Consider the following 12,521-nt stretch of genomic DNA (forward strand, 5'->3'; position numbering starts at 1 on the left):
AGACAAGAGCAGACCATCATGCTGACCACCGCCGGTCCGACCACCAGCACTCTTGCGGCCAGCAACCACAGCCAAGGTAACGGGCGGGCAGTCCCGGCTTGCCGGGTCGGGTAGGGGAGAGATCCCCACAAGTAGCCTCAGGAGGTTGTCAAAGACTCTTTTCAGATAGATCATGGCTGCAGTGCAGTCCCCTTGCGCTCCCTCTTCTAGCTCCGGCCGTGATTGGACGTATCCATGCCCTACCTGACACTGCGCCGTGCTGCCGCTGGGATGATCAGTGCCTTGTCGGCTGGGGCGGTGGCTCTGGCGCTGTGGCACCCCGGGGTGGTCACCCGGGAGGTCGAGCTGCATGACGGGGGCGTGTGGGTCACCAACCAGAACCTGCGCACGATCGGCCACCTGAACTACCCGGCCCACGTGATCGACGGCGGGCTGCGGGCCGCCTCCGGCAAGTTCGACGTCTCCCAGGAGGCGTCCACCGTCTTCGTCTCCGACCAGGAGGACGGCTCCTACACGCAGGTGGACGTGGCCAAGAACGTCCTGCTGGCCCCGGTGCAGGAAGCCGCCAGCATGCAGCTGGGAGGCAACCGGGTGGGGGTCGCGGACCCGGCCAGCGGCTCCGTGTGGGTGCTGCCAGCCGAGCAGCAGAACAGCTTTGACCCGGCTGCCACCGAGCCGGTGCTCCAGGAGGAGAAGGGCGCCCTGCTGGCCATGGGGGTGGACGGCTCGGCCCACGTCGTCTCCCTGGACACCGGCCGGATGACCACCATCAAACAGGCTGGGGCGCTGCAGGACACCTTCACCACCGCCCTGCCCTCCCTGGGGGAGCAGGCCGAGCTGCAGGTCTCCGCGGTGGGGGACCAGACGGTGGTCCTGGACCGCACCTCCGGCACCCTGGTGCGCGGGGACGGCTCCAAGGTCCAGCTCTCCGGCTCAGAGCTGCAGCTCCAGCAGCCTGGTCCGGCGGCGGACGAGGTGCTGGTGGCCAGCGCGGAGGCCCTGCTGCGGGTGGCCGCCGACGGCCAGGTCACCACAGTGCCCAAGCGCAGCGCCGGGGGACGGCCCACCCGCCCGGTACGGTTGCGCAGCTGCGTCTACTCCGCCTGGAGCGGCCAGGGCGGCTACCTGCGCGACTGCCCGGGGGAGGTGGACGACCGCAACGAGGACCGCGAGGACCTGAACCGGGCCACCTCCGCCGTCTTCCGGGTCAACCGCACCGCGATCGTGCTCAACAACACCGAGGACGGCGGGGTCTGGCTGCCCGACGAGAACATGCTCAAGGTCGACAACTGGGACCAGATCAACTCCGAGCTCAAGCAGGACGACCAGAAGCAGGACGACACCACCCGCACCGACCAGGAGGCGCCCTCGGAGCGGCGCGAGCAGAACACCCCGCCGGACGCCGTCGACGACGAGTTCGGGGTGCGTCCGGGCCGATCCGTGAGCCTGCCCGTGATCGTCAACGACACCGACCCCGACGGCGACGTGCTGGTAGCCACCCCCACCACCCAGCCCGCCTGGGCGGAGGTGGTGCAGGTGCGTGACGGCGCGGCCCTGCAGGCCCGCGTCCGCCCGGAGGCCACCGGCACCAGCACCTTCACCTACGAGCTCTCCGACGGCGGGGCCAGCGACACCGCCAGCGTCACCCTGAGCGTCCACCCCTGGGAGGTCAACGAGGGACCCAGGCAGCTGCGGGTCTCCAGCCTGATCCTGGGCCAGGGGGCGCGGGGTACCGTGAACGTCTCCGGCGACTGGATAGACCCGGACGGCGACCCCGCCTACCTGGAGTCCGTGGCCTTCCCCGCCGGCCTGGACGTGGGCTGGCGCGCTGACGGCACCGTCACGGTCCGCGACCTGGGGCAGGGCACCGGCGTGCACGAGCTCACCGTCACCTACTCTGACGGCTCCAAGACCAGCGAGGGCCTGCTGCGGGTGGACGTGCGCGGCGCGGAGAACATCGCGCCCGTGGCCAACGGCGACCACCTGGTGGTGTCCCAGGGGCAGACGGCGCAGCTGGACCCCCGGCTCAACGACACCGACCCCAACGGGGACTCCCTGCGGGTCGCCTCGGTCTCCCCAGCCCCCGCGGGCCTGGCCGTCGCCCTCGACCCGGACCTGTCCATCATCTCGGTCACCGGGCAGACGGTGGGTACCTACTACCTGGAGTACAACGTCACGGACGGGCCAGCCGCCACCACGGGATTCATCCGGGTGGACGTGGTAGCCCAGGAAGAGGGCAGCCTGCCGGTGGCGCAGGACGACGTCACCACCCTGCCTGCCGGGGGGCAGGCCCTGGTGGACGTGCTGGCCAATGACACCGACCCCAGCGGCGGGGTGCTGGTGGTGCAGTCAGTGAAGGTGCCTGACGGCTCGCCCCTGGTGGTGGCGCTGCTGGACCACCACGTGCTGCGCGTGACCGCCCCGTCCGGACTGACCTCCACCCAGCAGGTGAGCTACACGGTGGCCAACGGCGCGGGCAGCGTGGAGGGGCAGGTGCTGGTGATCCCGGCCCCGGCGGTCTCCGCCACCGAGCCGCCGGTGCTCGCGGACGACACCCTGGTGGTCCGGGTGGGCGACGTCGGCTCGGTGCGGGTGCTGGACAACGACCGCTCACCCTCCGGCCTGCACCTCAGCGTGGACGACAAGCTCCAGCACACCCTGGACCCGGCCACTGCCAGCCCCTTCGTCTCCGACGGCGTGGTGCGGGTGCGGGCCGGTGACAAGCCCGGCAGCGGCACCCTGGTGTACACGGTGCACGACTCCGCCGGGAACATCGCCTCCGCGCAGGTGGCGGTGAGCGTGGTGGCCCTGGACGAGGCCAGCAACACCGCGCCCCACCCCAAGGACGTCACCGGCTGGGCCGTGGCGGGGCAGAGCGTGCGGATCCCGGTGCCCCTGACCGGGATCGACTCCGAGGGCGACTCGGTGACCCTGGTGGGGGTGGCCTCCTCGCCCAGGCTGGGTACGGTGGAGCTGGAGCCAGGCGGGTTCCGCTACACGGCCGGAGCCAAGTCCGCCGGCACGGACGTGTTCTCCTACACGGTCAAGGACCGCCTGGGCAAGACCGCCACCGCCACCGCCCGGGTGGGCGTGGCCCCGGCCGCCACCACCAACCAGCGGCCGGTGGCCGTGCCGGACCAGGTCAACGTCCGCCCAGGCAAACGGGTGAGCGTGCCGGTGCTGGCCAATGACGTGGACCCCGACGGCGACGAGCTGGAGACGGTCCCCGAGATGCTCTCCGCCACCGACCCCAGCGTGGTGGTGGAGGCCAAGGGCAACAGCGTCTCCCTGACCACCCCGGAGGTGGAGGGCACCTTCACGGTGCAGTACGGCATCACTGACACCCGCTCGGAGCCGGTCACCGGCCTGCTGACCGTGGTCGTGTCCGCCTCCGCCCCGCTCCTGGCCCCGGTGGCCCGGGACGACTCGGTGGCGGTGGCCGACGCCGCCCAGGCCATCTCGGTGGAGGTGGACGTGACCGCTAACGACTCCGACCCCGACGGCGACGTCGACGCCGACCAGGTCACCAGCAGCGACGAGGGCGTGAAGGTCTCCGGCGGGACGCTCACGGTCCCGGTGCGGGATACCGCCTACTACGTGCTGTACACGCTCACGGACCCGGACGGACTGTCCTCCTCCGCGGTGGTGCACGTGCCCGGCTCCCAGGTCAGCGCGCCGGAGGTGGACACCACCAGGACCGGCAGCCTGCAGGTCAAGGCGGGTGAGAGCGTGACCATCCCGGTCAACGACTACGTGCTAACGCGGGCGGGGCACAAGGTGCAGATCACCGACGCCGCAAAGGTATCGGCCTCCTTGGGCTGGGACGGCTCCTCGCTGGTCAAGGACCCCACCACCCTGGTGTTCGGGGCGGCCGCGGACTACTCCGGCCCCAGCTCGGTGACCTTTGAGGTCACCGACGGCCAGGACCTGAACGACTCCGACGGGCGGGTAGCCACCCTGACCCTGCCGATCACCGTGCTGCCCGCTGGCAACCAGCCCCCCACGCTCACCCCCACCCAGGTCGAGGTGGCGGCCGGTGACGAGCCCGTCAGCGTGGACCTGAGCAAGTGGGTCACTGACCTGGACGGGGAGGACCCCACCAGCATGACCTACTCGGTGGAGCCCTCCCTGCTGGGGGCCAGCGCCTCCCTGAGCGGGCACACCCTGTCCGTCTCCGCCGAGGCCAGCACCGCGCAGGGGCCTGCGGGCCAGCTGAGCATCACGGTCAAGGACACGGCCGGGGCCACCGCCATCGGCACCGCTCAGGTGCAGGTGGTGGCCTCCACCAGGGAGCGCATCCAGGTCTCGCCGGTGTCCGTGACGACGAACGCGGGGCAGGCCGTGAGCGTGGACCTGGGGCAGTACGCCTCCAACCCCTTCCCGGACACCCCCTTGCACGTGGTGGGCACGCCGGTGTCCTCCGACTCCGGCACGGTGAGCGTCTCCGGCACCACCCTGTCCATCACCCCGCCCGCGGGGACCAACGGCACCAGCACCGTCAGCTTCCGGCTGGGCGACAAGACCAATGACCCGGCCCGGGAGGTGGAGGGCACCGTGCAGGTCACGGTCAAGGACAAGCCGGCGGCCCCCACCGGCGTCACCGCCAGCTCGGCAGCCGCCTCCACCGCCACCGTCTCCTGGACCGCTGGCTCCGCCAACGGCGACCCGATCAGCGGCTTCACGGTCTTTGACGAGACCCAGGGGGACTCCAAGTCCTGCGGGCAGGTCACCACCTGCCTGATCGAGGGCCGCAGGAACGGGGTGGACCACACCTTCCACGTGGTGGCGACCAACGGGGTGGGTGACTCGCCCGCCTCCGCCAGCGCCACCACCAATATCGACGTCGTCCCGGCGGCGGTGGCGGCCCTCACCGGCACGCCCGGGGACCAGCAGGCCACCTTCACCTGGGCGGCCCCGGAGAACGAGGGCTCCGCGATCAGCAGCTACACCGTCTACCTCTCCGGCCCGGACGGGGTCACGGAGAAGCAGGTCACTGACACCTCCGCGAACTTCACCGGGCTCAGGAACGGCGCGGCCTACACAGCCACCGTGACCGCCACCAACAAGAAGGGCTCCTCCAAGGTCTCCCCGGCCTCCAAGTCCGTCACCCCCTACGGGCGTCCTGGGGCCGTGGGCAGCCTGACGGCGCGGGCCGCCTCCCTGGGCACCGGTGGGAACAGCGACCGGGTGAACGTGTCCTGGAGCGCCGCCGACGGAAACGGCCGGGACATCGTGTACTACACCATCAGCTGGCCGGGCGGCTCCAAGCGGGTGGAGGCCGCGACCTCCACCACCCTGGAGTCCGTGAGCACCTCCACCAGCCAGGTGGTCTTCAGGATCACGGCCACCAACGACGCCGCCGCCCCGGAGGCCCACACCTCCGTGGAGACCAGTACCTCCACCTGGGTGGTGGGGCTGCCGCCCTCGCCCAGCGGCAGCGGCCTGGAGGCCACCGGCCAGGGAGCCTCGATCCGGCTGCAGGCCGCGGCACGGGAGGGCAACGGCTGGAGCGCCTCGGACCTGAGCGTGCAGTGGAGCGTGGACGGCAGCAGCTGGCAGGGCCTGAGCGACCTCTCCGGCAACGGCTTGGCCGTCGGCTCGGCAGCCTCCGTGTCGGTGCGGGCCTGCGGCACCAAGACCGGCTCGGACGTGTGCTCCCAGCCCACGGTGGTGGGCTCGGTGACCCCCTTCCAGCCGCCCACCAGCCCCGGCGTCTCCTGCTCCCCAGCGGGCGTGGGGCAGGTCAGCTGCTCCTGGAGCGGCGCCAAGAACGGCGGGATTCCCGCCACGCTGGAGATCGACGCCAACGGCTCCCACGAACGGATCGCCCTGCAGGAATCAGGGCAGCGCAGCTTCAACGTGGGTGAGGGCGGCACCGGCAGGCTGTGCGTGAACGCGGTGCGTGACGGGCACGCGGGGGCCCCGAACGGCAACCAGTGCGCCAGCGCCGTCGCCCCCAGTTACAGCCGTGGCTTCGGCACCTTCCAGGGCGCTCAGGGAACTTGTACCTACGGTCCCTGTAACGGCACCAGGTCGTGGCGCGTGGGGGTCTCCCTGTCTGGCTGGCCGCCCAGCAGCAGCGTCACCTGCTCCGGCCCCTGGGCCGGGCACCAGATGACCACCACCGTGACCGTTGACGGTGCAGGGAACTACCATGGCCAGCCCCGCTGGCACGGGCACTGGGAGGGCACGCTTATGAGCAACGACCGCAATGACTTCAGTAACCCCCCGTGGTTCACCTGCCGGTGACCCGTCAGCCGCTGTGACTGTCCCCAGCCTAGAGAAAGGCCCCTTGTCCTATGCCTATGACACAGGAGAACGCGACCTGGTTCGCCGACACCTTCGCGCGTATTGTTGACAATGTTGGTCTGGCGCTGCTGGGGAAGAAGGACATTATCCGGTTGGCGCTCACCACGATGCTGGCGGAGGGGCACCTGCTGCTGGAGGACGCGCCGGGTACGGGTAAGACGGCGTTGGCGCGGGCGCTGGCGGCCACGGTGCAGGGGACGCACTCGCGTATCCAGTTCACTCCTGACCTGCTGCCTAGTGACATCACGGGTGTGACGATCTATGACCAGAAGACGGGGTCGTGGGACTTCCACCCGGGTCCGGTGTTCGCCTCGATCGTGCTGGCTGACGAGATCAACCGGGCCAGTCCCAAGACGCAGTCGGCGCTGCTGGAGGTGATGGAGGAGTCCAAGGTGACGGTGGACGGGGTGCGTCATGAGGCGGGGCGGCCGTTCATGGTGATCGCGACCCAGAACCCGGTGGAGCAGGCGGGTACCTACAAGCTGCCTGAGGCCCAGCTGGACCGCTTCCTGATGAAGACCTCCATCGGCTACCCCGAGGAGGAGGCCTTCATCGAGGTGCTGGCGGGCTCCGCCGCCCCCGACCGCTCCAAGCAGCTGGGGGCGGTGATCGCCTCCCACGCCGTCGCCTCCATGGCCGACCTGGCGGCGGAGAACCACGTGGAGCGCTCGGTGCTGGCCTATATCGCCCAGCTGGCCCGGGCCACCCGCGAGTTCCCCCAGACCCGCATCGGCGTGTCCACCCGTGGGGCTATCGGCATGACCCGGGCGGTCAAGGTGTGGGCCGCCGCCCAGGGCCGCCCCTACGTCCTCCCTGCTGACGTCAAGGACCTGGCGGAGGTGGTGTGGGCGCACCGTCTGGTCATGGACCCGGACGCCGAGTTCGCGGGCGCCACCGCCCAGGACGTGGTAGCCCGGGCCCTGGCGGAGGTCCCAGCACCGCAGGGCCGCGCCTGAGCGGGCAGCCCAGCAGGTCCCGCACCATGGTCAGCCAGGTCGTCAACGAACCGAGCCCCAGACGTCGTCGGCCTCGTCTGGGGCGGCCAGGCCCCCGCAGGCCCCGGCCCTTCCCCAGCGGCAGGGCGCAGGCGCTGCGGGCCCGGGTCCGCTCCCGCCGCCTGCTCCTGCTGGAGCGGCTCAGCGCCCTTCTGGCCCGGGCGGCCCGCCAGCCGGTGCTGGCTGCCCTGCTCGGGGCCCTGGGCCGGGTGCTGGACGTGGTCACCCCCTTGGGGCGCTGGAGCCTGCTGGCGGTGCTGCTGGCCTGGCCCGTCGCCCTGCTCACCCACTGGCAGGAGGTTTGGGGGGTGGCGGTGGTCCTGACGGTGCTGCTGGTGCTGGCGCTGCCTACCGTGATCGGCCGACGCACCTACCAGGTGCAGGTGAGCCTGGCCTCCGGGCGGGTGACCGTGGGGGAGCCCGCGATCGGTACCGTGCGGCTTAGCAACCCGGCCCCGCGCCGTGTGGGCGGCTCCGCCGTGGAGCTGCCGGTGGGGGCCGGTACCGCGGTCTTCCAGGTTCCCAGGCTGGCGGGGAAGGCCTCCCACGAGGAGGTCTTCACGATCCCGACCCGACGTCGTGGCGTGATCGTCGTGGGGCCCGTGACCTCAGTGCGGGGCGACCCGGTGGGGCTGCTGCGCCGTCGGCAGCGCTGGAACGAGCCGGTGGAGCTCTTCGTGCACCCGCGCACCACCGCGATCGACGCCGAGTCCATCGGCTTCATCCGGGACATTGAGGGCGCCGTCACCCAGGAGCTGTCCAGCTCGGACGTCTCCTTCCACGCCCTGCGCGACTACGTGCCCGGTGACGACCGCCGCAACGTGCACTGGCGCTCCACCGCCCGCACCGGCCGTCTCATGGTCCGCCAGTTCGAGGAGACCCGCCGCGCCCACCTGCTGGTGGTGCTGGACCTGGATGAGGTGGCCTGGGCCGACCCGGAGGAGTTCGAGACCGGTGTGTCCTGCGCCGCCTCCCTGGTGCTGGCCGCATACCGGGCCGACCGTGAGGTCACCCTGCTCAGCCAGGCGGGCATCCCTGTGGCACCCACCGCCGTGCGGGCCCTGGACGCGATCACCCGCCTGGAGCGGCTGCGCACCCGCACGGACCTGGGCACGCTGGCCCGACAGGCCGCCCAGGACGTGCCTCACGCCTCCGTGGTGGCCTTGGTGACCGGCTCCCAGCAGCCAGCCACCCAGCTGCACCGGGCCTACTGCCAGCTGCCCCTGGCCGCCTACACGCTCGGCCTGCGGGTGGACCGTGGCTCCACGCTGGTCTCCTCCCAGGTCGGTGGACTGCGGCTGTTCACCCTGGGGGCCTTGGAGTCGCTGCCCCTGGCCATGAGGAGGGCCGCCCAGTGACCGCTCAAGCAAATCCGGGCACCGCAGCCGGGGACCGCCGTCGCCTGCACGTGGGGGACCTGCTGGCCCTGACCGTCCTGCTGCTGCTGGCGGGTGCCACCCACGGGCCCGTCTTCGGGGACCACTCCGGCTACGTCGCGGTAGCAGGCGGGGTGCTGCTGGGGCTGCTGGTGGCTGTCCCGGCCGCCCGCTGGCGCTGGAGCCTGCTGGAGACCAGCCTGGACACGGTCGTCGTCTACCTGCTTGGGGGCGGGGCGCTCGCCCTGCCCAGCACCACCAGCCTGCGGGTGCTGCCCTCCCTGGCCACCCTCCAGGGGCTGGTCGTGGGGGCGGTGCAGTCCTGGAAGGACCTGCTCACGCTCACCCCGCCCGCCGGGGCCTTCGTGGGCCCTGCGATCGTGCCCCTCCTGTCCGGTCTGCTGTGCTCGGTGCTGGCCGTGACCATCGCGCTGCGCGGCTCCCGGCCCGGCTGGGCGCTGCTGCCAGTGACGGTCCTGGGGGTGGTGGGGGCGGCCTGGGGCTCCCAGAACGCCCCCCTGAGCAGCTGGCTGGGAGCGGTGGCAGTCATCCTGGCCGTGCTGTGGGGCGGCTGGCTGGCACGGCGACGGCGTCAGGCCGGTGCCGCCGGGATCGTGGTCTCCCAGGCCGCGGCCGCACGGCTGCGCCCCGCCCGGGTGGTGGGCGGGGTCCTGGTACTGGCCCTGGCTGCCGGTGCGGGGGTGGCGGCCCCGCGGTACCTGGACCCGCAGGCGCACCGGGCGGTGCTGCGCGACCAGCTGGAACCGCCGCTGGACCTGAGCAGCTACGCCTCACCGCTGACCAGCTACCGGTACTGGATGGACGACAAGAAGGACTCCGTCCTGTTCACGGTGGACGGGCTGCGCAAGAACCAACGGGTGCGCCTGGCCACCCTGGACGCCTACGACGGCGTGGTCATGCGGGTGGGCGACGCGGGCAGCGGCGCCGGCTTCCGGCGGGTGGGCGCCACGGTCTCGGACACGCCCCTGCCGCCGGAGGCGCAGACCACCAGCCTGAGCATCACCATCAACGACTACAACGGCTACTGGATCCCCGGGGGCGGCGAGCTGCGCCGTCTGGAGGTGACCTCTGCCGCGGCCCAGGAGCTCCAGGACACCGTCTACTACTCCTCCTACCTGCAGACCGCCATGACCACCCGTGGGCTGACCAAGGGGGACACCTACCAGGTGGAGACCGTGCTGCCGGTCCAGTGGAGCGACGCCGATCTCGCCGGGAGGGCCTTCGGCCAGGTGCCCCTGCCCGCGGACCAGCAGGTGCCTGAGGAGGTGGGCCAGCGCCTGCCGGAGTTCCTGGGGGAGACCCAGGGCGGGGTGGAGTCGGTGCGGGCACTTGCGCAGGCCTTCAGCACCCTGGGCTTCTACTCCGACGGCTCTGACAAGCTCTCCCTGGCCAGCCACTCGGCGGCCCGCCTGTCCAAGTTCCTGGACCCGGCCCGGCTGATGGTCGGGGACGACGAGCAGTACGCCGTCGCCATGACCCTGATGGCCCGGCAGGCCGGTTTCCCCGCCCGCGTGGTGCTGGGCTTCTACCCGGACTCCTACAGTGGCGGGCCCCAGGAGATCACCGGTACCGACGCCCACGCCTGGGTGGAGGTGTTCTTCTCCGGGGCGGGCTGGGTGGCTTTCGACCCCACCCCGCCCCGGGACAAGAAGCCGCAGACGGAGCTGCCTGAGCCTAAGCCGAACCCGCGGCCCCAGGTGATCCAGCCGCCGGTGCCCCCACAGGACCCGGCGGACCTCAATCCGGACATAGACGAGGACGACCAGGACGACCAGGACGAGCCGCTGTCCTGGTGGCCCTGGGTGCTGCTGGGACTGCAGGTGCTCGGTGGCCTGCTGCTGCTCCTGTCCCCCTTCATCATCATCGTTCTGGCAAAGGCGCTGCTACGGCGGCGTCGACGTCGGGCCAAGGAGCCGCTGGCCCGCGTCACGGGGGCCTGGGACGAGCTGGTGGACCGGGCGCGGGACCTGCGCCTGCCGGTGCCGCTCACGGAGCCTAGACGTGAGCAGGCGGAGGCCATCCGCAGCGGCAGCGGGCAGCCCGCCCGCTCAGGCTTCCGGCCGGTGGCGGAGGCAGGCAGCCTGGAGGAGCTGGCGCAGGAGGTTGATGGCGCGGTCTTCTCTGGCACCTCCGTTCCGCCTACGGTGGTGGAACGTTCCTGGAGCAGCCTGGACCAGGTGCTTCTGGGGCTGCGGCAGCAGTCCACCCGCCGACGGCGTCTGCGGGCCGCCGTCTCCCTGGCCTCCTTGCGGCACCGGGCCGGGGCCAGGCAGGCCAAGGGGCCGCGCGCCCGTAGCGCGCATGCAGCTACCAAGGGGCGCCGGGCTGGCAGGATTGGCCCTGCGGCAGCCAGTGAGGGCGGGGCCCGCGGAGTCAGGCAAGGAGACAGGTGATGACGCGCAGGAACAGGGCGGCTGCCGCCACCAGGTTGGAGGGGAGCAAGTCCGCTGCTCCCGGCAAACGGGTGGGGTCGGTGCTGCTGGACGGCCTCTTGCTGACCGTCGTACAGGCGCTGGTGGTGGCTGTGGCCTGGGGCGGCATACTGCAGCAGCTGGCTGCGGGCACGGCGCCGGAGCAGGTGGAGGCGGGCTGGCTGCCCGTGCCGGCCCTGGTGGCGCTGGCGCTGACGGTCTTCTACGCGGTCTGGGTGTGGGCGCGGGGGCGCACCCCGGGCTACGCGCTGCTGGGCATCCGCATGGTCTGCTGGAACGACGGGCGGGCGCCGCGCGGACGTGGGCTGCTGTGGTTCCTGCTGGCGGGGCTGATCGGCTCCGTGAGCCTGGGGATAGCGCCCCTGGTGGTGCTGCTGCAGCCTGACAGCAAGGGCCGCAACTGGCTGGACCGCACGGCCGGGACCTACGTGGTGGACACGCGGGCCGGGGCTGATCCGCTGCGCCCTGCCGCTCCGCAGGATCTGGAGCCTGACCAGGAGCTGACTGACCCGGATGAGGCGCTCGGGGCCACCGTCACGGTGCAGTGGCAGGGGGCCGGTCAGGGGCTGCCGGTGCCCAGCGGCCAGGCGGTACTCCAGCCAGGTGGGGACGCGCCCATGTTCGCTCCTACCCTGAGTGGGCAACCAGCCTTTCCGCAGCAGCCTGCCGGGCAGGGGCACTTGGCCCCTCTGCCGCAGGCAGAGCCGCTTATCACCTCTGTTCCCTGGGAAGCCCCCGGTCCTGGCCCGCAGGTGCCGCCTCCGTGGGGGGAGGCGATGCCTCCGGCCTGGGGACCGGTTCCGCCTGCCCAGGCCGTTCCGTCGCCGCTGCCGCCTGCAGCGCCTGTCCCGTCCCAGGCGCCGCCTGTGACCTCGCTGCCGCCTGCACCGTCCATGCCGCCGGGGCAGGCTGTCCCACCACAGCCGGGGTCGGGTGCTGTCGAGGACGTGGTGCCGGTGCCGCCTGCGCCGTCGCAGCCGTCAGCCACTCCGTGGGCGGTGGCCGCTGCGCAGCCCTGGGACCAGCGGGCGGCCACCGTCATGCCTGGGAGAGGCGCAGAGCCGCTGCTGCGGGTTGACACCGGACAGGTAGTGCCCCTGACCACTGAGCGCACGGTGCTGGGGCGGGCCCCGGAGGCCCGTGGCGAGTGGGCGCAGGCTGCAGCCGTGCCGGTTGAGGACCCGGAGCGCAGCGTCTCCAAGACCCACCTGGGCGTGATCGTCACCCCCCAGGGGCTGTGGCTCCAGGATTTCGGCTCAACGAACGGAACCACCATAGTGATGCCGGACGCCACCGAGGTGGCTGTGGAAGGACCCGAGGCGTCCCTCCTGCCTGAGGGAGCCTGTATCCGCGTGGGCGAGCGCCTGATCGCGGTAGAAAGGTGAATG

5 protein-coding genes are annotated in these 12,521 nt (G+C 71.8%); all 5 read left to right on the forward strand.

Annotated features, from left to right (window positions below; all coding sequences use genetic code 11):
- Window positions 1-234 precede the first annotated feature (234 nt).
- Genes JG540_RS02175 through JG540_RS02195 form a run of 5 tightly spaced genes read left to right on the forward strand, consistent with a single transcriptional unit; the run spans window position 235 to window position 12,518 of the window.
- The gene (locus tag JG540_RS02175) at window positions 235-6,249 is read left to right on the forward strand and encodes an Ig-like domain-containing protein (RefSeq protein WP_200276609.1); all 6,015 of its coding nucleotides are present in this window, start codon (window positions 235-237) and stop codon (window positions 6,247-6,249) included.
- A gap of 50 nt (window positions 6,250-6,299) precedes the next feature.
- Window positions 6,300-7,265, forward strand: coding sequence for an AAA family ATPase (locus tag JG540_RS02180; RefSeq protein ID WP_200276624.1), 966 nt, complete (start codon window positions 6,300-6,302; stop codon window positions 7,263-7,265).
- 26 nt (window positions 7,266-7,291) lie between these two features.
- Window positions 7,292-8,662 carry a DUF58 domain-containing protein gene (locus JG540_RS02185; RefSeq protein WP_200276627.1) on the forward strand — a complete coding sequence of 457 codons (1,371 nt, stop codon included), beginning with the start codon at window positions 7,292-7,294 and terminating at the stop codon, window positions 8,660-8,662.
- Entirely contained in the window at window positions 8,659-11,094 is a 2,436-nt protein-coding gene (locus JG540_RS02190) for a transglutaminase-like domain-containing protein (protein WP_200276630.1), read from the forward strand. Before JG540_RS02185 ends, JG540_RS02190 begins: the two co-directional genes overlap by 4 nt.
- The gene (locus tag JG540_RS02195) at window positions 11,094-12,518 is read left to right on the forward strand and encodes an RDD family protein (protein WP_200276634.1); all 1,425 of its coding nucleotides are present in this window, start codon (window positions 11,094-11,096) and stop codon (window positions 12,516-12,518) included. Before JG540_RS02190 ends, JG540_RS02195 begins: the two co-directional genes overlap by 1 nt.
- Window positions 12,519-12,521: the final 3 nt, after the last annotated feature.

The organism is Actinomyces weissii (assembly GCF_016598775.1).
GTDB lineage: Bacteria > Actinomycetota > Actinomycetes > Actinomycetales > Actinomycetaceae > Actinomyces > Actinomyces weissii.

Coding starts and splice junctions, on each gene's coding strand:
- JG540_RS02185 (WP_200276627.1), top strand. CDS start 7,292: ATGGTCAGCCAGGTCGTCAACGAACCGAGCCCCAGACGTCGTCGGCCT.
- JG540_RS02180 (WP_200276624.1), top strand. CDS start 6,300: ATGCCTATGACACAGGAGAACGCGACCTGGTTCGCCGACACCTTCGCG.
- JG540_RS02195 (WP_200276634.1), top strand. CDS start 11,094: ATGACGCGCAGGAACAGGGCGGCTGCCGCCACCAGGTTGGAGGGGAGC.
- JG540_RS02175 (WP_200276609.1), top strand. CDS start 235: ATGCCCTACCTGACACTGCGCCGTGCTGCCGCTGGGATGATCAGTGCC.